The sequence below is a fragment of the Burkholderia sp. SIMBA_051 genome, from assembly GCF_046534915.1.
GTDB classification, from domain to species: domain Bacteria; phylum Pseudomonadota; class Gammaproteobacteria; order Burkholderiales; family Burkholderiaceae; genus Burkholderia; species Burkholderia ambifaria.
In genome coordinates this window covers 407,905-427,854 of sequence record NZ_JAWRXS010000005.1, presented here as the reverse complement: position 1 = coordinate 427,854, position 19,950 = coordinate 407,905, and the positions used below count along the sequence as shown (strand labels likewise).

At 68.1% G+C, this 19,950-nt stretch carries 19 protein-coding genes and 1 pseudogene; 8 read left to right on the top strand and 12 right to left on the bottom strand.

What is annotated here, in order from left to right:
- Position 1 precedes the first annotated feature (1 nt).
- A complete protein-coding gene (locus tag SB771_RS15005; protein WP_175659251.1) occupies positions 2–772 on the bottom strand; it encodes an IclR family transcriptional regulator C-terminal domain-containing protein in 771 nt (256 codons plus the stop codon).
- Between the two features lie 260 nt (positions 773–1,032).
- Between SB771_RS15005 and SB771_RS15000 the strand changes: the two genes are divergently transcribed.
- Positions 1,033–1,641: a hypothetical protein gene (locus SB771_RS15000; RefSeq protein WP_175659250.1), complete on the top strand. Its 609-nt coding sequence runs from the start codon at positions 1,033–1,035 to the stop codon at positions 1,639–1,641.
- An 85-nt stretch (positions 1,642–1,726) separates the two neighbouring features.
- Here SB771_RS15000 and SB771_RS14995 read toward each other — a convergent pair whose 3' ends face one another.
- Together SB771_RS14995 and shiA are read right to left on the bottom strand one after the other, a co-directional pair.
- Positions 1,727–3,028: a UDP-N-acetylglucosamine 1-carboxyvinyltransferase gene (locus tag SB771_RS14995; protein WP_041491461.1), complete on the bottom strand. Its 1,302-nt coding sequence runs from the start codon at positions 3,026–3,028 to the stop codon at positions 1,727–1,729.
- A 198-nt stretch (positions 3,029–3,226) separates the two neighbouring features.
- Positions 3,227–4,534, bottom strand: a complete 1,308-nt coding sequence (shiA, locus tag SB771_RS14990) for a shikimate transporter (RefSeq protein ID WP_011658812.1) — start codon at positions 4,532–4,534, stop codon at positions 3,227–3,229.
- Between the two features lie 352 nt (positions 4,535–4,886).
- Here shiA and SB771_RS14985 point away from each other — a divergent pair, with 352 nt between their 5' ends.
- Positions 4,887–6,014, top strand: coding sequence for a 4-hydroxyphenylpyruvate dioxygenase family protein (locus tag SB771_RS14985; RefSeq protein WP_175659249.1), 1,128 nt, complete (start codon positions 4,887–4,889; stop codon positions 6,012–6,014).
- 172 nt (positions 6,015–6,186) lie between these two features.
- Here SB771_RS14985 and SB771_RS14980 read toward each other — a convergent pair whose 3' ends face one another.
- From SB771_RS14980 to SB771_RS14965, 4 genes and pseudogenes are all read right to left on the bottom strand, one after another.
- Positions 6,187–7,521: a type II toxin-antitoxin system HipA family toxin gene (locus SB771_RS14980; RefSeq protein WP_175659248.1), complete on the bottom strand. Its 1,335-nt coding sequence runs from the start codon at positions 7,519–7,521 to the stop codon at positions 6,187–6,189.
- A gap of 2 nt (positions 7,522–7,523) precedes the next feature.
- The gene (locus SB771_RS14975; RefSeq protein ID WP_175659247.1) at positions 7,524–7,946 is read right to left on the bottom strand and encodes a helix-turn-helix domain-containing protein; all 423 of its coding nucleotides are present in this window, start codon (positions 7,944–7,946) and stop codon (positions 7,524–7,526) included.
- A 142-nt stretch (positions 7,947–8,088) separates the two neighbouring features.
- Positions 8,089–8,303, bottom strand: a pseudogene (locus SB771_RS14970) (alpha/beta hydrolase fold domain-containing protein); the annotation flags it as partial.
- A gap of 66 nt (positions 8,304–8,369) precedes the next feature.
- Entirely contained in the window at positions 8,370–9,035 is a 666-nt protein-coding gene (locus SB771_RS14965) for a cation diffusion facilitator family transporter (protein ID WP_175659246.1), read from the bottom strand.
- Between the two features lie 342 nt (positions 9,036–9,377).
- On the opposite strand from SB771_RS14965, the gene SB771_RS14960 reads away from it, so the two are divergent.
- A complete protein-coding gene (locus SB771_RS14960; RefSeq protein WP_175659245.1) occupies positions 9,378–10,367 on the top strand; it encodes a zinc-dependent alcohol dehydrogenase family protein in 990 nt (329 codons plus the stop codon).
- 27 nt (positions 10,368–10,394) lie between these two features.
- Here SB771_RS14960 and fnr read toward each other — a convergent pair whose 3' ends face one another.
- Positions 10,395–11,168 (bottom strand): fumarate/nitrate reduction transcriptional regulator Fnr, encoded by a 774-nt coding sequence (fnr, locus tag SB771_RS14955; protein ID WP_175659244.1) that lies wholly within the window; start codon positions 11,166–11,168, stop codon positions 10,395–10,397.
- A gap of 420 nt (positions 11,169–11,588) precedes the next feature.
- Between fnr and SB771_RS14950 the strand changes: the two genes are divergently transcribed.
- Positions 11,589–12,059, top strand: a complete 471-nt coding sequence (locus SB771_RS14950) for a universal stress protein (protein ID WP_175659243.1) — start codon at positions 11,589–11,591, stop codon at positions 12,057–12,059.
- A gap of 51 nt (positions 12,060–12,110) precedes the next feature.
- Here SB771_RS14950 and SB771_RS14945 read toward each other — a convergent pair whose 3' ends face one another.
- The 4 genes from SB771_RS14945 to SB771_RS14930 form a co-directional block, all read right to left on the bottom strand.
- Positions 12,111–12,944 (bottom strand): universal stress protein, encoded by an 834-nt coding sequence (locus SB771_RS14945; protein ID WP_175659242.1) that lies wholly within the window; start codon positions 12,942–12,944, stop codon positions 12,111–12,113.
- The gene (locus SB771_RS14940; RefSeq protein WP_175659241.1) at positions 12,941–13,444 is read right to left on the bottom strand and encodes a universal stress protein; all 504 of its coding nucleotides are present in this window, start codon (positions 13,442–13,444) and stop codon (positions 12,941–12,943) included. Before SB771_RS14940 ends, SB771_RS14945 begins: the two co-directional genes overlap by 4 nt.
- Before the next feature lie 69 nt (positions 13,445–13,513).
- Positions 13,514–14,713, bottom strand: coding sequence for an acetate/propionate family kinase (locus SB771_RS14935; protein ID WP_175659240.1), 1,200 nt, complete (start codon positions 14,711–14,713; stop codon positions 13,514–13,516).
- Positions 14,714–14,721: 8 nt separating this feature from the next.
- Complete coding sequence (locus tag SB771_RS14930; RefSeq protein ID WP_175659239.1) at positions 14,722–15,564, bottom strand: universal stress protein; 843 nt, start codon at positions 15,562–15,564, stop codon at positions 14,722–14,724.
- A 190-nt stretch (positions 15,565–15,754) separates the two neighbouring features.
- On the opposite strand from SB771_RS14930, the gene SB771_RS14925 reads away from it, so the two are divergent.
- The 4 genes from SB771_RS14925 (at position 15,755) to SB771_RS14910 (ending at position 19,950) form a co-directional block, all read left to right on the top strand.
- Positions 15,755–16,294, top strand: a complete 540-nt coding sequence (locus SB771_RS14925; RefSeq protein ID WP_175659238.1) for a hypothetical protein — start codon at positions 15,755–15,757, stop codon at positions 16,292–16,294.
- Positions 16,284–17,030 (top strand): beta-ketoacyl-ACP reductase, encoded by a 747-nt coding sequence (locus tag SB771_RS14920; protein ID WP_175659237.1) that lies wholly within the window; start codon positions 16,284–16,286, stop codon positions 17,028–17,030. The genes SB771_RS14925 and SB771_RS14920 overlap by 11 nt, the downstream gene beginning before the upstream one ends.
- Before the next feature lie 80 nt (positions 17,031–17,110).
- Positions 17,111–18,931, top strand: coding sequence for a PHA/PHB synthase family protein (locus tag SB771_RS14915; protein ID WP_175659236.1), 1,821 nt, complete (start codon positions 17,111–17,113; stop codon positions 18,929–18,931).
- Complete coding sequence (locus SB771_RS14910) at positions 18,928–19,950, top strand: bifunctional enoyl-CoA hydratase/phosphate acetyltransferase (protein ID WP_175659235.1); 1,023 nt, start codon at positions 18,928–18,930, stop codon at positions 19,948–19,950. The genes SB771_RS14915 and SB771_RS14910 overlap by 4 nt, the downstream gene beginning before the upstream one ends.

Here is a 19,950-nt window from a genome sequence, read left to right as displayed (position 1 = left end):
CCTACAGCACGTTGAGCATCGCGAGTGCGGCTTCCTGCAGATGCGGCAGCACGCGCCGCACGGCCGCATCCGTCGATTCCGTGCCGATCGGCATGTTCGTGCTCAGCGCGGCGACGACTTCGCCGTGACGGTTCTTCAACGGCACCGCGATGCCGCGCACGCCGACCTGCAATTGCTGCTCGATGACCGCAAAGCCCGCGTCGCGCGCGTGGTCGACCTGTTCGAGCAGTCGTGCCTTGTTGGTGATCGTGTGCGGCGTGAACGGCGCGAGTTCGGCGTCGGCGAGCCACGCGCGGACGGCCTCCCGATCCGGATGATGCGCGAGCAGCACGACACCGGGTGACGTCAGCGGCGCCGGCACGCGTGCGCCGAGCACGAAGCCGGTCGTCATCACGCGCGACACGCCGTTGCGCGCGATGAACACGAGTTCCCAGCCATCGAGCACGCTCACGTACGCCGATTCGTTCAGCGTCGCGCTCAGTTGCTGCAGATAGGGCTGGACCGTGCGCGGCAGCCGCGCCGAATCGAAGTACGACCAGCCGACCCGCAGCACGCGCGGCGTGAGGCCGTACAGCTTGCCGTCGGTGTACACGTAGCCGAGCGACTCGAGCGTCAGCAGGTAGCGCCGCGCGGCCGTGCGCGTAAGGCCGGTGCGGGCGGCGGCCTGGGTGGGCGTCATCCGCGCGTGCTGGCTGTCGAACGCTTCCAGGATTGCCAGGCCTTTTTCGAGGCCGGCGATCCAGTCGCGTCGGTCGAGGTCGGTTTTTTTCATCGTGGGCAGCGACGTGTGCGTGCGCGGTGTTCGCGCAGGAATGGGCGATTATCGCGCAAATCGAACCGGCTGCGGGCGCGCCGCCGGGCGCACGGGGATCGAGCCTTGCATGATTGGATGCTGGACTCGCGGCCGGAGCGCGGGGAAATGAACGTCGACAACAACAGATTCGCGCGCCGTTTCATGCGCTGCGCCATATGGGTCGCGCGTACATGCTTGCAAAGCCGCGCTAGAATCGCCAGCCCGACTGGAACAGAACAATGAAAATTCGCGAATCCGCTTTGGCCGTGCTCGTCGCGACCATGCCGCTGCTTGCGGCGAATCCGTCGACCGGCGCGACACTCCCAAAGCCAACCGTCGACGTACGTGCATGGCCGCGCATGACGTCGCCGAAATTCGGCTGCTACGTCGAAACGGCGTTCGGCTACCGTGACAGGCGCTTCAATTGCACGCTGAAGAAGTACCGGAACACCGGCGACGCGTGCAAGAACACGAAGGTGTACTACGAAGGCCCTGCGTTTCCCGACCGGCTCGCGACCAGCGTGCATCCGCTCGCGACGAAGGTCGACCTGGACTGGGAGCATGGCGACCTGCAAATGGTCACCGTCACGCTGAAGGGGACGTGGAACGAAGTGGACGTGCGGAACGCGTTCGGGCTGCCGCGTGCCGAGGGGCGCAAGCTGACCGAAGCAGAGTTGCGGACGCAGCCGGACAACCTGATGGACACGAGCATCCAGTATCCGTCGAGCCCGCTCGATGAAAGCCTGGCGAAGCGCCCGAGCAACCCCGCGCGCGGCACGACGGCCGTGATGCTCTACGGGTTCGACCACATGGGCGCCGGCGACGCCGCCTGCGGGGGCGGCGAGTAACGCGGGAGGGGCGGCCGGCGGTGCCTGCGACCGAATGCGGGATGCGGTACGGCGCTCGCATGACGCGCGCCGTACCGTCAGGGTGTTACTCGCTACTCGTCCACTCGACGTTCGCACCGACCGAACGCAGGTTTTCGACGAAGTGCGGGTGCGCGCGGCGGATCGGCAGCGCGTTCATGATTTCCGAGCGGCCTTCGATGCTCGCGGCCACCATCAGCAGCGCGATCGCGACGCGGATGATGTACGGGCTCTCGACGCGCGCCGGCGTGAGCTGCAGCCCGCCGAACGTAATGAGCCGGTGCGGATCCGACAGCAGCACGTGCGCGCCGAACTTCGACAGTTCGCCGGACCAGCCGAGCGCGCCGTCGTAGACCTTGTTCCAGAACATCGCGCTGCCTTCCGCGCGCACGCCGAGCGCGATGAAGATCGGCAGCAGGTCGACCGGCACGTACGGCCACGGCGCGGCTTCGACCTTGGTCAGGATGTTCTGCGTGAACGGCCGGCGCACGCGCAGCGGGCCGTCGCGTTCCGCGCGGGACCAGCCGTCGCGGTGCGTGACGGTCACGCCGAACTTCGCGAACGTGCGGTCGATCAGCGGGAAATGCTCCGGCGACGAGTTGCGCACGGTGATGTCGCCGCCCGTGATCGCGCCGAGCGCGAGGAATGTCGCGATTTCGTGGAAATCCTCGGCGAAGCGGAATTCGCCGCCGCCGAGTTTGCCGCCGCCCGTCACGCACAGACGCGACGTGCCGATGCCCTCGATCGAAACGCCGATCATCGCGAGGAACTGGCAGAACTCCTGCACGTGCGGCTCGGACGCCGCGTTCATCAGCGTCGACGTGCCGCTGGCTGCAGTCGCGCACAGCGCGAAGTTTTCGGTGGTGGTGACCGATGCGTAGTCGAACCAGTGATGGTTGGCCGTCAGCGGGCCGTCGGCACGGACGATCAGCGAATCGGGCGTGCGCTCGATATGCGCGCCGAAGCGCTCGAACACCTCGACGTGTGGATCGATCTCGCGCACGCCGAGCGTGCAGCCTTTCACGTCGTTCTCGAGGCGCGCGACGCCGAAGCGCGCGAGCAGCGGCGGAATCAGCATGATCGACGAGCGCATCGCCTCGGGCAGGCGGTGAACGGCGGGGTCGAACGTCGTGTTGCGATGGTGGAGCTCGAGGATGCCCGTCGTGAAATCGACCGACACGTCGCTGCCGAGCGTGCGGAAGATGTCGAGGATCTTGCGCACGTCGGTGATGTCCGGCACGCCGACGAGGCGCAGCGGCTGATCGGTCAACAGGCTCGCGCACAGAATCGGCAGGACGGCGTTCTTGTTCGCGGATGGCTGAATGTCCCCGCGCAGCGGAGTGCCGCCGTGGACGATGAGATTCGACATGATATGGGGGCGTATCGGTGACTGACGTAGGCCCATATGATGCCATTGGTCGGCACGCGGCGTGGAATGTTCAGCGGCGAAAAGGGGCTTCTGCGTGCGGGATTGACCGTGTTTGACGTTGGGCGGGCGCGGATTGCGCCCGACTGCCGGGGTGCGAAATGGCCGGCCGCGTAGCGGGCCGGCCACGTAGTCATTGCGTCACTGCGCCGCCCGCATCCGCGCGGCGACCACCAGCGAGATCAGGCAGCCCACCGCGAGATATGCGGCGACGAAGTGCCACGAACCGCCGGCCATGCTGACCAGCGCCACTGCGATGAACGGCGTGAACCCACCGCCGACCACACTCGCGAACTGATAACCGACGCCCGCGCCGCTGTAGCGGTATTCCGCGCCGAACAGCTCGGTGAAGAGCGGCTGCTGGACGCTCACGACCATGTCGTGCGCCGCATTGGCCAATAGGATCGAGAACACGACGATCCACGCGATCGAGCGCGACTCCAGCGCGACGAAGAACGGCACCGCCGACACGAGGCCGATCACCGCGCCGATCAGGTAGATGCGACGCAGGCCGAAGCGGTCGGCGAGCCAGGCGAAGCACGGGATCGTCACGCAGCTCACCGCGCCGACCAGCAGGCCGATGTTCAGGAACAGGTCGCGCGACAGGCCCAGGTTCGACGTCGAATAGCTGAGCGCGAATGCCGTGACGATATACATCGTGAACAGCTCGGCGAGCCGCAGCGCGACGATCAGCAGGAACGCCTTCGGATGGCGCGTCAGCGCTTCGAGCACCGGCAGGCGCAGCTTGCGGTTGCCGTGCTCGACCTTCTCGACGAACTCCTGCGACTCGTCCATGCTCTTGCGGACCCACAGCCCGATCAGCACCAGCACGATGCTGAACACGAACGGCAGGCGCCAGCCCCACGACTTGAACGCGGCCTCGCCGAGCGTATGGCTCAGGATCGACACGATCCCCGTCGCCAGCACGAGCCCGACGCCGTAGCCGACCTGCACGCCGCTGCTGTAGAACGCCTTCTTCTGCTTCGGCGCGCTCTCGACGGCCATCAGCGCCGCGCCGCCCCATTCGCCGCCCACCGCGAAGCCCTGGATCGCACGCATCAGCACCAGCAGCACGGGCGCCCACCAGCCGATCGTCGCGAAACCCGGCAGCAGGCCGATCGCGACGGTCGACAGCCCCATCAGCATCACGGTCAACACGAGCATCCGCTTGCGGCCGAGCCGGTCGCCGAAATGGCCGAACACGACCCCGCCGAGCGGACGGAACAGGAAGCCGACGCCGAAGGTCGCGAACGCCGCGAGCGTGCCCATGGTCGGGCTGATCTTCGGGAAGAATTCGGAATTAAATACGAGCGCGGCGACGATCCCGTACAGCAGGAAGTCGTACCAGTCGACGACGGCGCCGACAAAGCTGCCGATCGCGGCCTTGCGGGCCTGGCTGCGCGCGCGGGCGCCGGCGGCGGCGTCGAGGGTATCGAAGGTAGGTGTCATGCGAAGTCTCCTGGCACGGCGCATCGTGGAATCGTGGCGGCGCCGCGTCCGATGCTGCATTAAGTCGATAGGGTGAGCGGAGAATAGGGTGCGCGCGCCGTCACGGCAATTAGCCGATCGGCCAAAGTGCGCGATTATCGTTCTATTCTGTGCGATTATCGAACGCTTTTCGGGTTTGCACTAGGCGAGGCACCGATATCCCGTTCGGCCAGGGTGTGCCGCCGTGAACGAACTGGTTAAAATCTGGACCATTAAAACCTCGCCCGGATCGGGCGGATGTCCGGCCCTCGCATCGGCCGGGCGTGCCGCGCGCGCCGGGCGTCATCCCCATCGACCGCCCCCGGAGACTGTAATGCCCGGCAATTCCCACCCCCTGTCCAGCGATACGCCGCCCGTCGCGGATCCGGCCGCCAATCCGCTCGGGATGGCCGGGCTCGAATTCGTCGAGTTCGCGGCGCCGGTGCCGGACGCGCTCGCGCAACGCTTCGAGCAGCTCGGGTTCAAGGCGATCGCGCGCCATGTGAGCAAGAACGTCACGCTGTACCGGCAAGGGCAGATGCAGTTCCTGATCAACGCCGAGCCCGAATCGTTCGCGGCGCGCTATGCGGAGGAATACGGGATGGGCGTCTGCGCGATCGGGCTGCGCGTGGCGAGCGCGCGGCGCGCGTTCGAGCGGGCGATCGAACTGGGCGCGTGGGCGTTCGAGGGCGAGCGGATCGGAGTCGGCGAGCTGAAGATCCCCGCGATCCAGGGCATCGGCGATTCGCACCTTTATTTCGTCGACCGCTGGCGTGGGCGGGACGGCCAGCGCGGCGGCGTCGGCGACATCTCGATTTTCGACATCGATTTCCGGCCGATCGACATCGCGACCGCCCATACCGATCACGATTGCGTGGGCACGGGCCTGAAGCAAGTCGACCACTTCACGCAGACGGTCGGCGCGGGGCGCATGCGCGAATGGCTCGACTTCTACCATGACCTGCTGCACTTCCGCGAAATCCATGAAATCGATGCGCACTGGCATGTGTCGGAAGAGTCGCGCGTGATGGTGTCGCCGTGCGGCGCGGTGCGGATTCCGGTGTACGAGGAAGGCACGCGGCGCACCGAGCTGATGCACGCGTATCTGCCGGACCATCCCGGCGAAGGCGTCCAGCACGTTGCGCTGTCGACCGACGACATCCTGGCGAGCGTCGATGCGCTGCGCGCGAACGGCGTCGAATTCATCGAGCCGCCGTCGCGCTATTACGACGAAGTCGATGCGCGGCTGCCGGGGCACGGCGTCGATCTCGATGCGCTGCGCCGCCGCGCAGTGCTGGTCGACGGCGAAATCGGCAGCGATGGCGTGCCGCGGCTGTTCTTCCAGACCTTCGTCAAGCGCCGGCCCGGCGAGATTTTCTTCGAGATCGTGCAGCGGCAAGGGCACCACGGATTCGGGGAAGGGAACCTCGCGGCGCTGGCCCGCGCCCGCGACGCGGGCTGAACGGCTGAACGGCTGAACGGCAGAGTGGCTGAACGGCAGAGTGGCGCGTCGGTAGCCGCGATCGCGGGGTCAGCCGCGGCGCGACCTCAAGCGCCCACCGCCGACACGCGGTTCGGCTCCGCGTCGTCCAGGTGGACGACCTGCCAACGTAGCGCAGCCGCGCCCGCACCGCCTAGTCGGCCGCGCCGAGCTTGCGCGCCTGGCGGCGCATCCCGTCGAAGATCGCATCGGCCACGTCTGCCGGGAAGTTCACGGGAATGCGCGACGCGACGTCGGCGATCGCCGGTTCGGTGCGGGCGGCCACGTCGGCCATTGCCGCGCGGACCTCGTCTTCGGTCAGACCGACACGCGCGCCTTGCGCGATCCAGTGGCGCGGCTGGATGTCGGCGATCACGTAATGGCGATTCTTCCCGCACACGGCCATGGCCAGCCGTGCGCGTCGCGGCGACAGCTGGTTGCGTCGCGTGCCGATGATCGGATGCGCGGACAGCACGTCGTACAGCGGCGTGCTCCGATACGTGTTGCCCGGCAGGTGCGCGATGCTGAAATTCTTCGCGTGGCCGTCGATGGCCGCGAGTACCCAGAACACGAGCTGCGTGACGAAGAAGTTGTTCCGGTCCTGCGCGGCCTCGGCGGAATTCGCGAGGATGCCCATGATCGTCGCGATGCCCGGGCCGCCGTCGGATTCGTATTTCGCGCCCGACGGCGTGCCGGTCGCCTGGCACATGTCCTCCTGCGGCAGCCGCAGGATCCACGTGCCGTCGCGGGACGGGCGGCGGTCGAAGCGCTCGACGATCAGCGCCTTCTGGTCGTCGAACCGGCCGATGTCGCACGCGGCCACCGGCAGCCCATATGCGGCGACGATCTTCGAGCACAGCCATTCGTTCTCGACCGACGTGCGCATGTCGGCCTGCATGTTCCCGACGCGCCCCAGCGGCAGCTTGAAGATATGGGTGGTCGGCGTGCTGCCCGCCGGCAGCAGCCAGCGGTTGCCGTGGCGCAGCAGCGCGGTCTTTTCCTGCGCGCCGGCGATCGACAGACGCAATTCGCCGTCCGGTTCCGCGTGGCCGGGCAGCGGCGCGGCGGTCGCGTGGCGCAGCACGTCGGCGACGGCTGCGTCGTCGAGCGCGGTGCCGTCGATGGCCTGCAGGTCGACCGGCGTCTCGTCGGGCGGCAGCAGCTGCAGCGCACCGACGCAATCGCGCCCGATCGACGCGAGCAGTTCGAACGGCGCCGTCGAGCCGAGCCGGTAGCGCTGCGCGATGCGGCGGCGGATCGGCTGGCTGTCCGGCAGCAGATTGTCGAAGTAATCGGCAACGATCGCGCCTTGATGCGGCTGGTTGCCGGGCGTGAACGGCAGCGACAGCGACAGCGGCCGCCCCTGCGGATCGTCGATCCACGCCGGCAGGTAGACGAGGCGCTCGACGCCGCGCCGGACTTCCCAGTATCCGACCGGGATGCCGTTCATCCACAGGTCGAGGCGGTCGTGGCGGGGGCGGCGGGCCATCGTCACCAGTCCTCCCGCTTGGGGTTGCGGGGCTTGCCGGATGTCGCGGCGGCAGGCCGTTTCCGCGCGGCGGCGGACGGGGCCTTCGCGGCGGCCGGCGGGCGGACTGGGGTATCGGATGAGGCGGCCGAGTCTGACTTGCGACCGCGCACGGCCGCAGCACGCTTTAGCGCGGGCACGGCGACGTCCGGCGTCGCCACGTCGTCCGGCGTGCCCGGATCCAGCGTCAGGCGCACCCCGAGCACGTTCAGCACCTTGAAAAAACGTTCGATGCTGACCGCGGACGGATTGGCTTCGAGCTGCGCGTACGACTGTTGCGTGACGCCGAGGCGGGCGGCGAGCTGCGCCTGCGTGAACCCCGCCGACTTCCGGAAGCCGACGAGGATCGGGCGCAACTGGCTCAAGGTCTGGACAGGGAATGCCATGGGCTCTCCGCGAAATGACAGGCGATCGCTTGTAATCGAAAAATACAGTCTATGGTATGTATCGTCAAAATACAAACCCGAGACTGTATTTCAGAAAAACAAACGATAGCCTGTCAGGCGGAAACTCACGGATCAATGCAACGCCGAGCGATTCGTAGGACGGATGCTCGCTCGCGCAGTGGACGACCGGATACAGCAGCAGCTGGTGCGCGATCGCGATGCCCGAGCCGCGCAACTGCAGCGCGGCGACCGCGGCCAGGTGCCGCCCGCGCTGTCGCCGGCCACGGCGATCGCGCCGGTGCGCGCACCGAGATCGTGTGCACTGACGGCCGCCCAGCGCACCGCCTCGCACGCGTTTCGTACGCCTTCGATGGCGGGTTCCGAATGCTTCAGCTCATCGCGCGGGAAGAGACGACGAACCTCTCACGACCCGCGCGTCGAACGGTTCGCCCACGCCGCCAATGCCGGCCATTGCGCGCCACCGCGCCGGATGAACCCGGCGCCCGTCCGAATCACGATCGCGCCGATCGCAAGCGCGGCGAGATCGTCGAGACGGCCGAGGCCGACCCACGCGGCGCACATCGCCAGCGCCGCCAGCAACGCGGACAGCGCGTCGGTGCGCACATGCCAGCCGCTCGCCTCGAGCAGCGCCGAGCCGGTTTCGCGCGCCTTGCGCAGCATCCAGCGCGACAGCGCGGCCTTGCCGATCAGCGTGACGACGACGAGCGCGAGCGTCAGCGCGCCGGGCTGCACGACCGGCGGCGCATCGAACCGGTCGGCCGCGTGCCAGATCATCTGCACGCCTGTGGCGACGAGCAGCGCGCCGAGTCCTGCCAGCGCGAGCGGCTCGTAGGTCGGGCGCCGCTCGGGCGGCAGCCGCACGTCGAGCCGGCACGCGACGAGGATCAGCGCGTCGGCCGCAAGATCGATCGCCGCATGCGCGACGTCCGCGAGCAGCCCGGACGAATGCGCGGACCACGCCGCGACCGCTTCGGCCGCGAGCAGCAGCAGGTTGATCGCGAGACTGGCGGCGAGGGCGCGGGAGGTGGCCGCATAAACGTGGGGCGTGGCGCGCGAGGTGCGCTGCATGGCGGATTCGTCTGTCGAAAGCGAGAGCAGCCTCGAACGCTACCGGTCGACGGTGGCAGATACGTGACAGCAGCGGCAGAAGCTCTGCCAGGAATCCCTGACAAGGGGCCATTGACGGGTTCCTGCACGGCGCGCCGCTTCGGAAGCGCATCGAAGCGTGCCGGCGCGCGCTACGGGCCGTCGTTGCCGACCGTGGCACCCGGCTTCGTCCGTAGCGTCGCACCGCCCGCCGGCCGTTGACCCACATCAACCGCCCGTCACCGGGCCGTGCACGCACGATGCGCGACGAGTAGCCTTGAAACACGAAGCGCGTGAACACGATCGCGCGGTGGGGAGGCGAGCATGCTCGCGATGATGTTTGACGGCACGACACCGCATTTGCGCGAAGCGCGCATGTCGGATCCGTCGCCCGCTGCCGGCCAGCTCCTGATCGACGTCCATGCGTGCGGCGTCTGCCGAACCGATCTGCACGTCGTCGACGGCGAACTCGCGCATCCGAAGCTGCCGCTGATTCCCGGGCACGAAATCGTCGGAACGGTGCGCATGCTCGGCGAAGGCGTGAGCGGTTTCTCCGTCGGCGACCGGGTGGGCGTACCGTGGCTCGGCTCGACCTGCGGGCATTGCGCGTATTGCACATCGGGCCGCGAAAACCTGTGCGACAGCCCGGGCTTCACCGGCTATACGATCGACGGCGGCTATGCCGAGTGCACCGTCGCCGACCATCGGTATTGCGTGCATCTGCCGCGGCGCTATTCCGACCTCGAAGCCGCTCCGCTACTGTGCGCCGGGCTGATCGGTTATCGAACCTTGCGCATGGCGGGCGACGCTCGCCGCGTCGGAATCTACGGCTTCGGCGCCGCGGCCCATCTCGTCGCGCAGGTCGCGCATCGCGAAGGACGCAAGGTGTTTGCGTTGACGAAGCCCGGCGACACCGTGGCGCAGCAGCTCGCGCTATCGCTGGGCGCCGCGTGGGCCGGCGGCAGCGACGAAGCGCCGCCCGAGCCACTCGATGCCGCGCTGATCTTCGCGCCGGTCGGTGCGCTGGTGCCGGCCGCACTGCGGGCGGTCGACAAGGGCGGGATCGTCGTATGCGGCGGCATTCACATGAGCGACATCCCGGCCTTTCCGTACGCGTGGCTGTGGGGTGAGCGCCGCATCGCGTCGGTGGCCAACCTGACGCGTGCTGATGCAGTCGAATTCATGCGGATCGCGGACGCGATGCCGCTGCAGGTCGAGGCCGTTCGCTATGCGCTGACCGATGCCAACCGCGCACTGGACGACTTGCGCAGCGGGCGCGTGTCGGGCGCCGCCGTGCTGGGCATGCGTGGTTGATCGGCTCGACGGAGCCAGGCGGCGCGATCAGATTTGCCGAAGGCCTTCCAGATCGACGATCCGGATCTGCTTGCCCTGCGCCGCGACGAGCCCCTTGTGCTGGAACTTCGACAGCATGCGGCTGACGGTTTCGAGCTTCATCCCGAGATATTCGCCGATCTCGTCACGCGTCATCCGCAGGACGAATTCCGCGGCCGAATAGCCGCGCGCCTTGAAGCGCGCGGACAGATTCAACAGGAACGCGGCCACGCGCTGTTCGGCGGTCATCGTGCCGAGCAGCAGCATCTGCGACGATTCGCGCACGATCTCGCCGCCCATCATCTGATACACGTGATGCTGCATCGGCCGCACTTCGCGGCACATCTGCTCGAGCTGGCCGAACGGAATGATGCAGACCGTGCTGTCCTCGAGCGCGATCGCGTCGCCGTTGTGGTGCCCGGTGTGCACGCCATCGAGCCCGAGCGACTCGCCGACGAGCTGGAAGCCGGTGATCTGTTCGTTGCCGTCGCGATGCATCACGATGGTCTTGAACGACCCGGTTCGCACCGCATAGATGCTGTTGAACGCGTCGCCCGCGCGGAACAGCGTTTCGCCGCGCTTGACGTGGCGCGTCGTGCAGATCATCGCGTCGACGCGCGCGAAATCGTCAGGCGAAAGATCGGATGGCATGCAGACGGTACGCAATGCGCACGTCGAACAGCGGGCTGCGGCGCGCTTGGGCTGATCGGCCGGCTGGACCGCGTGCAGCGGGATGAACGGGCGTGACGGCATGGTCGTCGAGACTTCGGCACTGCTCTGCATGGTCGGCTCCAGTTGGGGCAGCGGCGGCTCGCCGTTCGGGCGGAATCGCGCTGGCCGTTGTACCGGCGGCCTTGGTGTCTGCCGCCTTCCTCTCGGGAAAGCCTCATCGGACGCGCAGGAAGACCGATTACGCCGGTCTCGGCGATGCTGCTGCCCTGGCTCCGTGAGGCACGTTTGCTTTTCGGAATGCAGTATGGATGTTGCGCGCCGTCAAGAAAATCAGCGGGAATTGAAGTTGCGGTAGGTGAAAGGGAAGTCTTGTAGGGAGATTCCTACAGGGGCGCGGCAACTTGTCGCGATCGGCGCTGGCATGCGCCGGACGCGTATGGCGGGCGTTGACCGGTGTCAAGGCAACAGTGCCGGTCAGGATCAGACTGGCTCGATGAACCGATCGAACCCGCACGGCAGCAGGGAGGGAACATGTACCAAAGGATCCTCGTGGCACTCGACGGCAGCCACAGCGCGCGGCTCGCGCTCGACGAGGCGATTTCACTCGCGCGCCATTCGGGCGGCCGGGTCATCGCCACGTGCGTGGTATCGGACGCGCTCCGGCCGGCCAGCGTCGACCACGGCGATGTCGATCAGCGCGACTCGAGCGGACTGGACGCGAAAAACGCCGCGACCGCGATCTCGGACGCGGAAGCCGCGTTTCGGCGGTCCGGCGTACGCGGCATCGCGCGCACGATCGATGCGTGTGGAGCGGGCATTTCGGACGTGCTGGCGCGCGCCGCCGCCGAATGCGATGCGGACCTGATCGTGATGGGCACGCATGGCCGTCGCGGGCTGCGCCGGGCGTTGCTCGGCAGCGTCGTCGAATCGCTGGTGCGCATCGCGGATCGGCCGGTGCTGGTCGTGCGGGAAGGGCCGGGCCCGGGCGCCGACCTGTCGTGACGGCCGTGACAACAAGCGGGCGGCCGCAAGCGGCTGCCCGTTGTCACTCGCTCAGTGGGACAGCAGGACCGGCACCGTCATCGTCTCGAGGATCGTGCGCGTCGCGCCGCCCAGCACACGTTCGTGCATGCGGGCATGGCTGTACAGGCCCATCACCAGCAGATCCGCATGCACGTCGGTCACCCGGTTCAGCAGCATCGCGCCCACGCTCACCGACCGCTCGCGCGGCGTGGTGGAGAACGACGCGCGAATGCCGTGCCGTTCGAGATACGCGGCGACATCGACGCCGGCCGGCGTCTCGTCCGGATCGGGATGCCCGCGGGTGACCGTCTCGACGTGGACGAAGCGCGCGCGGGTGAGCAGCGGCAGCGCGTCGGCCGTCGCGCGGGCGGCCTCGCGTCCGCCGTCCCAGCCGATCAGCACGTTCTCGCCGAGCGTTCGCACGTCGCCCGCGTACGGGACGACGATCGCCGGCCGGCCGCTGCCCATCACGACGTCCTCGACGAAATGGCGCGCCACGAAAGTCATGCGGTCGTCGGGATCTTCCTGACCCAGCACCAGCAGATCGGCATGGCGTGCATGCAGGATCGCGGTACCGGTCACGTCGCCGGCCGGCGCCTGCCATTCGACGCTGCGTCCGGCGCGCTCGGCGGCCATCAGGAATCGTTCTTCCGCATCCTTGCGCCGCTGCTCGCACAGGCGTTCGTAGACGGCTAGCTTGAGCGGCTCGTCCGGCCGCCGCAATGGCTCGAATAGATCCTGACAGACCGCGTAGAGGCCGATCAGGTGGGCATTCCAGCGTCCCGCGAGTTCGAGCGCGAGGTTGACGCGCGCGTGGCAGCGGTCGCTGTCGTCGAGATGGACGAGCAGGGTCTTGTAGCTCATGACGACTCCTTTTCGGTTGATGCGGCGGCGGTCCCGGCGGATGCCCCGGCCGCGCAACGCGCCGGAATCATCAGCACTGGACACGTGGCATGCCGCAGCACGCGTTCGGCCACGCTGCCCAGCACGACGCGGCGAAAGCCGCGCCGGCCGTGCGTGCCGAGCACGATCAGGTCGGCATCGATTTCGCCGGCGAAGCCGACGATCCGTTGCGCGACGTCTTCACCCGCCGGCGCGACATTGGCGATCTGCGGCGTGCCGGCCACGCCGCGCGCCTTCATGCGTGTTGCCGCGTCCGCCGTGACGCGCAGCCCTTCTTCGCGGAATGCATCGATCAGGATCGATGGATCGTATCCGGCCGCGTCGTACGCCGGCACCAGGAAATCGGCGACGTAGACGGGCGTCAGCCGCGCATGCGTCTGCGACGCGAGCGTCAGCGCGGCGTCGAGTGCGCGCGACGACGTATCGCTGCCGTCGAGCGCAACCAGAATGTTCGAGTACATGACGTTTCCCTTGAGCGGATGCCGATGGAATCATCATCGGCGCACGTGTGCCGGTCGCGCTGATCTGGATCAACCGTCGCGGTCGCCGCGCAGCACGCGCACCGCGGCGCGCGCCGCGACCCATGCTTCGTTGGTCGGCTCGACAACCACCGTGACCGCGCTCGACGCAGACGACACCACATGGGCATGCGCGGCATTCGCGCGCGCGTCGAGCGCGATGCCGAGCCAGCCGAGCGACGTGCAGATCCGCTCGCGCAACACCGCCGAGTGTTCGCCGATGCCGGCGGTGAAGACCAGCATGTCGAGACCGCCGAGCAAGGCGGTCAGCGCACCCGCTTCACGCACGATGCGATGGACGTAGAGCGCCAGCGCATCGCGGGCCAGCGTGTCGCCGGCCGCTTCGCACGCCAGCAGCACACGCGGATCGCCCGACGCGCCCGACACGCCTTTGAGCCCCGATTCGTGATACAGCAGGTGCCCCAGGTCGTCGCCCGACAGCTTCCCGGCCTCGAGCAGGTGGAGGACGACACCCGGATCGAGCGTCCCGCAGCGGGTGCTCATCATCAAGCCGTCGAGCGCGGAGAAACCCATCGTCGTCGCGACGCTGCGGCAGTCGCGCAGCGCGCACAGGCTCGCGCCGCTGCCGAGATGGGCGGCGATCACCCGACCGTGCGCGCGCGAGCCGAACGACTCGTCGAGCGCGACGGCCAGGTATTCGTACGACAGTCCATGGAAGCCGTAGCGACGCACGCCCTGGTCGAACCACGCATGCGGCAACGGCAGCAGTTGCTCGACACGGGGCAGCGTGCAATGAAACGCCGTGTCGAACACCGCGATTTGCGCGACGTCCGGAAACGCGTCGCGCAGCGCGTCGATCGCGTCGAGGCTGTGCGGCTGATGCAGGGGCGCGAGCGGCGTCAGCGTGCGCAGCGCGTCCAGTACTTCGTCGTCGACGACCACCGGATCCACGTACCGCGCGCCGCCGTGCACGACGCGATGCGCGATCGCGCCGAGCGTGACGTGCGGCAACTGCACGCGGATCCACGTCGCGATCCGCGCGAGGACGGCGCGGTACGGATCGCCCGCGACAAGCGGCAGCGAATCGTGCGGCTGCGCATCGAAGCGGATCGACGCGCCGTTGCCGGTTGTGACCGCTTCACCCTCGTGCAGCGGCCGCCGGGCGGGATCGCCGTGCGGCGGATACGCAAAGACCGCGAACTTCACGCTCGACGATCCGGCATTGACGACGAGCAGCGCGAGTGTACGCATCGGACGGCTCAGTGCGACATCAGCACCGGCAGCGTCATCGACGCCAGCACCGTGCGCGTGGCACCGCCCATCACCAGCTCGCGCCAGCGCGCGTGGCCGTAGGCGCCCATCACGAGCAGGTCGGAACCCGTTTCATAAGCGCGCGACAGCAACGTGTCGCCGACAGGCGAACCGTCACCGGTATCGATATCGAGCACGTTCACGTCGCGTGCATGGCGCGCGAGCATCAGCGCGGCATCGGCGGCCGGAATGCGCGTGGCCGCGGCTTCGGAAGCGCCGTCGACCACGGCGGCGACAGTCGTGCGCTTCGCATGTTCGAGAAAGGGCGTCGCGTCGTGCGCGGCGCGGGTCGCTTCCCGGCCACCGTCCCACGCGACGAACACCCGTTCGCCAACCGACGGGAATTCGCCGGTGTACGGCCAGAACAGCACCGGACGGCCCGCCGACAACACGAGATTTTCCGCAAACTGGTCGTCGATATAGGTCTCGGGGTCGTTGGGGTCGCTCTGGCCGGCAATCACGAGATCGGCAAGGCGTGCGGCCCGCGGCACGGCCAGGTTCGCGCGTTCGTCGTCGGCACGTACCCAGGCTGCCGGCACTTTCGCGCGCGCCGTTTCCGCATGGAACAGCCGCTCCAGAGCGGCGCGCCGTTCGTCGCGCTGTTCGCGATGCTCGCGGAAGTAGTCGGCGGACCCGGCCATCACGTAGAACGAATGCGGTTCCGGCGTGTAGACCGCGAACACGCCGGTCAGATGCGCACCGAAGCGCCGGGCGACGCGCAATGCGAACTCGAGGCGCGAATGCGCGCGGGTGCTCGTATCGAGGTGCACGACCATGCTCTTGTAGCTCATCGGAATCGCTCCATCGACGGGTGATCCGCCAGTGCAAACCAGTCTACGAAGCAGGGTTTTCGCGGGCTTGACTCAGATCAACGGCACTCGTGCGCCATGGCCGCACAGTGAAACGGTCGCAATGCCGATCCCGGGCACGCGGCATGCGGCGTGATGCCGACCCATTGACCGGATCGAAAGAGGGGAGCCGATGAGCACGTACGCTTTGACGACACCGAACGACGTTTGCCGCGCGGGCTGCGATCTCGCGCTGCGAATGGTCGAGCTGAACAGCGACTGGCAGCACGAATGGCATGCGCTGGCAGGGCGGGGCATCGAGCGTGACCGCTCGGCGGTGCACCAGCTGCAGCAGACGCTGGCGGACACGAACGAGTGGACGGCCTTCGGCGAGGCAACCCGGCAGGTGATGCGCGACTATGCGATCGCGAGCATCGCGATCTGGCAGGATGCCGCCGAGCTGTGCATGCGTGCGCAGTACGAGAGCGCGGGCGTATGGCGTACCTGGTTGCGCGAATACGGTGCGGGTGCGCTGTCGCGTTTTCAGACCGACTGGCTGCCCGATCTGGGACGACTGGCGGTGGTGAACGAGGCCAGCATGCCGTGGGCGGACTGGATGACGTCATTGGAGCACGGGATCGAGGACGCGGCTGGCGCGAGTAACGGTGCGCCGGATGGCGCCCGGCGCCTGAACGGCATGGCTGGCGCACCGGAGAACGGCCATGTGCGCTGATCGTGTCGCGTTCGTCACCGGCGGCATGGGCGGCCTCGGCGCCGCGATCAGCCGTCGCCTGCACGAGGCCGGGATGACGGTGGCGGTGTCGCACACGGAAGGCAACGACCACGTCGCGACGTGGCTCACGCACGAACGCGAAGCGGGCCGCACGTTCCATGCGTTCGAGGTCGACATCGCCGACTACGATTCGTGCCAGCAGTGCGCGGCACGCGTGCTGGCCGAATTCGGGCACGTCGACGTGCTCGTCAACAACGCCGGCGTCACGCACGACGCCACCTTCGTGAAGATGACCAAGAGCATGTGGGATGCGGTGCTGCGTACCAATCTCGACGGCATCTTCAACATGACGAAGCCGTTCGTGCCGGGCATGATCGAAGCCGGTTTCGGGCGCATCGTGAACATCGGCTCGGTGAACGGTTCGCGTGGCGCATACGGGCAGGCGAACTACGCGGCCGCGAAGGCCGGCATCCATGGCTTCACGAAGGCGCTGGCGCTCGAACTCGCGCGCCACGGCGTGACGGTCAACACGGTCGCGCCCGGTTATCTGGCGACCGCGATGCTCGAGTCGGTGCCGAAAGACGTGCTCGACACGAAGATCCTGCCGCAGATTCCGGTCGGCCGCCTGGGCGATCCCGACGAAATCGCGGCGCTCGTCGCCTTCCTGTGTTCCGACGCAGGGGCGTTCGCGACCGGCGCGGAATTCGACGTCAATGGCGGGATGCACATGCGTTGACGTCGTCCCACGCCACTTCCCGCCGTACGACCCGAAGGAAGTCCCTCGGGAAAAGGCAGGGTTTTCCGGAGCAGATTCTGATGAAAGCGTCCGTCACGCGCGCCCCGCGCGGGAACGAATCGATACGGCCATCGGGCGCGGTCGAACCCGAGTCGAGCGCGACACAATGCCCGCAAGCCGGTACGACGCCGGCGGAACAATGGAACCGCGCGGCGCATGCGAACGTGGCGGCGATGACGTTCGGGCTGTCGCCCGTGTCGCTGGCGCTCGCCACGCTCGACTGGGCCGCGCATCTCGCGGTGTCGCCGGGCAAATGCTTCGATCTCGCGATGCAGGCGTGCGTGGCCGCCGTTGCACCGGCAGCAGACCAGTGCGAGGCCGAGGCCGGCGAGGCGGACCCGACCGGTCTGGCCGTGCACGCGGGGCAGGCCGATCCGCGCTTCGCGGCGCCCGCGTGGGCCGGCTGGCCGTTTCACGTATACCGTGACAGCTTCCTGGCGATCCAGCGCTGGTGGCGCGACGCGACGCACGGCGTGCCGGGCGTCGAGCGGCACCATGAGGAACTGGTCGGATTCGCTGCGCGACAGTGGCTCGACGCGTGCTCGCCGGGCAATTTCCTGGCGACCAATCCGGTCGTGCTCGACGCGACGATGTCCAGCGGCGGGGCGAATCTCGCGGCAGGCGCGTTGAACTGGCTGGAGGATGCGAAGGAGCTCCTCGAGCGTGCCGGCGGCACGCATGCGCATGACGCTCGGACGTATCTGCCGGGGCGCGACGTGGCCATCACACCGGGGCGCGTCGTCTGGCGCAATGCGTTGTGCGAACTGTTGCAGTACGAGCCGACCACGGCGCGTGTCGCGCGCGAGCCGATCCTGATCGTGCCGTCGTGGATCATGAAGTACTACATCCTCGATCTGCAGCCGCACAATTCGCTGATCCGTTTCCTGGTCGATGCGGGCTACACCGTGTTTGCCGTGTCGTGGCGCAACCCCGGCGCGGAGGCGCGCGACTTCGGGCTCGACGACTATCTGCGCGACGGATGCATGGCGGCGCTCGATGCGGCCCGGTCGGTCTGCGGCGGAGCCGTTCACGCGGTCGGCTATTGTCTCGGCGGCACGCTGCTGGCGATCGTTGCGGCGGCGCTTGCGCGCGACGGCCGGCAACACGAAGCACTGCGATCCATCACGTTGCTGGCGGCGCAGACCGATTTCAGCGAACCCGGCGAACTCGGCCTGTTCATCGACGCGAGCGAATTGTCCGCGCTCGATGCGCTGATGTGGCGGCAGGGCTATCTGGACGGCGCGCAGATGTCCGCCGCGTTCCAGCTGCTGAATGCGCGCGACCTGATCTGGTCGCGGATGATGAGCGAATACCTGCTCGGCACGCGCACGAAGCCGAACGACCTGATGTCGTGGAATGCGGACACCACGCGCATGCCGTATCGCATGCATTCGGAATACCTGACGCGGCTCTTTCTCGACAACGATCTCGCGGTCGGCCGCTACTGCGTCGACGGGCGGCCGGTCGCGTTGTCGGATATCGACGTGCCGACGTTCGTGGTCGGCACCGAGCGCGATCACGTGTCGCCGTGGGGTTCGGTGTACAAGCTGCATCTGCTCACGCACCACGCGCTGACCTTCGTGCTGACGTCGGGCGGCCATAACGCGGGCATCGTGTCGGAACCCGGTCATCCGGGACGCCACTACCGCCGCGCGACGCGCAAGCCCGGCGCGCCGTACCGCAGCCGGCACGACTTCGTGCGGGAAACGGCGGCAGTCGACGGATCGTGGTGGACATGCTGGCGCGACTGGCTGCACGAGCGTTCGTCGGACGACGTGCCGGCCCGCACGCCGACCGCCGGGCTCGGCGCGGCGCCCGGCACCTACGTGCTCGAAACATGAACGGCAATCCGTATGTCGATGCGCCCGATGGCGCGCGCCTGCCGGGCCTGTTGCCGCGTGCGGACGGCGCACTGCCGTCGTTGATCGCGCGTGCATGCAACGCGCCGGCGCTCGTTGTTGCCGTCGTGCATCCGTGCGACGCGACCAGTCTCGCGGCGCTTGCCGCGCTCGCCGCTTCGCCGTTGGGGGCATCGATCGAGCCGCTGATCGTCGCGCCGCGCGCAAAGGTGCTGCGCGTCGCGGACGACGCAGGTGTCGATCTTTCGAAATGGACGATCGAAGACGTGCCGCACAGTCATGCGGCAGCGGCCCGCGCGGTGGAGCTCGCTGCGGCCGGCCGCGCCGGCGCGCTGATGAAAGGCAGCCTGCATACGGACGAGCTGATGGGCGCGGTTGTCGCCGCCGGTTCGGGGCTGCGCACCGACAAGCGCATGTCGCACTGCTTCCTGATCGAAACGCCGGCGTATCCGAGACCGTTCATCCTGACCGACGCGGCCGTGAACATCGCACCCGATCTCGCGCAGAAGGCGGCCATCACGCAGAACGCCGTCGACGTCGCGCATGCGCTGGGCGTTGCGTGCCCGCGCGTGGCCGTGCTGTGCGCGGTCGAGACCGTCAATCCGGCGATGCGTTCGACGCTCGATGCGGCGGCGCTGGCGAAGATGGCCGAGCGCGGGCAGATCGCGGGCGCGATCGTCGACGGCCCGCTCGCGTTCGACAACGCGATATCGCTGCGCGCCGCGCGCGACAAGGGGATCGATTCGCCGGTTGCCGGCCGCGCCGACATCCTGATCGTGCCCGATATCGAAGCGGGCAACATGCTCGCGAAACAGCTCGAATACCTGGGCGGCGCCGCGAACGCGGGGATCGTCGTGGGCGCGCGCGTCCCGATCGTGCTGACGAGCCGCGCCGACAGCGTGGCCGTCCGGGTCGCGTCGTGCGCGTTGGCGGCGCTGCTGGCGCAGGATCGGCATGCGCCGGTGCCTATGACCGAACAGGCCGCCTTTTCAATGGAGTAA

Coding starts and splice junctions, on each gene's coding strand:
- shiA (WP_011658812.1), bottom strand. CDS start 4,534: ATGACACCTACCTTCGATACCCTCGACGCCGCCGCCGGCGCCCGCGCG.
- SB771_RS14985 (WP_175659249.1), top strand. CDS start 4,887: ATGCCCGGCAATTCCCACCCCCTGTCCAGCGATACGCCGCCCGTCGCG.
- SB771_RS14935 (WP_175659240.1), bottom strand. CDS start 14,713: ATGCGTACACTCGCGCTGCTCGTCGTCAATGCCGGATCGTCGAGCGTG.
- SB771_RS14980 (WP_175659248.1), bottom strand. CDS start 7,521: ATGGCCCGCCGCCCCCGCCACGACCGCCTCGACCTGTGGATGAACGGC.
- SB771_RS14925 (WP_175659238.1), top strand. CDS start 15,755: ATGAGCACGTACGCTTTGACGACACCGAACGACGTTTGCCGCGCGGGC.
- SB771_RS14945 (WP_175659242.1), bottom strand. CDS start 12,944: ATGAGCTACAAGACCCTGCTCGTCCATCTCGACGACAGCGACCGCTGC.
- SB771_RS14960 (WP_175659245.1), top strand. CDS start 9,378: ATGCTCGCGATGATGTTTGACGGCACGACACCGCATTTGCGCGAAGCG.
- SB771_RS14950 (WP_175659243.1), top strand. CDS start 11,589: ATGTACCAAAGGATCCTCGTGGCACTCGACGGCAGCCACAGCGCGCGG.
- SB771_RS15005 (WP_175659251.1), bottom strand. CDS start 772: ATGAAAAAAACCGACCTCGACCGACGCGACTGGATCGCCGGCCTCGAA.
- SB771_RS14930 (WP_175659239.1), bottom strand. CDS start 15,564: ATGAGCTACAAGAGCATGGTCGTGCACCTCGATACGAGCACCCGCGCG.
- SB771_RS14940 (WP_175659241.1), bottom strand. CDS start 13,444: ATGTACTCGAACATTCTGGTTGCGCTCGACGGCAGCGATACGTCGTCG.
- SB771_RS14910 (WP_175659235.1), top strand. CDS start 18,928: ATGAACGGCAATCCGTATGTCGATGCGCCCGATGGCGCGCGCCTGCCG.
- SB771_RS14915 (WP_175659236.1), top strand. CDS start 17,111: ATGAAAGCGTCCGTCACGCGCGCCCCGCGCGGGAACGAATCGATACGG.
- SB771_RS15000 (WP_175659250.1), top strand. CDS start 1,033: ATGAAAATTCGCGAATCCGCTTTGGCCGTGCTCGTCGCGACCATGCCG.
- SB771_RS14995 (WP_041491461.1), bottom strand. CDS start 3,028: ATGTCGAATCTCATCGTCCACGGCGGCACTCCGCTGCGCGGGGACATT.
- fnr (WP_175659244.1), bottom strand. CDS start 11,168: ATGCAGAGCAGTGCCGAAGTCTCGACGACCATGCCGTCACGCCCGTTC.
- SB771_RS14920 (WP_175659237.1), top strand. CDS start 16,284: ATGTGCGCTGATCGTGTCGCGTTCGTCACCGGCGGCATGGGCGGCCTC.
- SB771_RS14975 (WP_175659247.1), bottom strand. CDS start 7,946: ATGGCATTCCCTGTCCAGACCTTGAGCCAGTTGCGCCCGATCCTCGTC.
- SB771_RS14965 (WP_175659246.1), bottom strand. CDS start 9,035: ATGCAGCGCACCTCGCGCGCCACGCCCCACGTTTATGCGGCCACCTCC.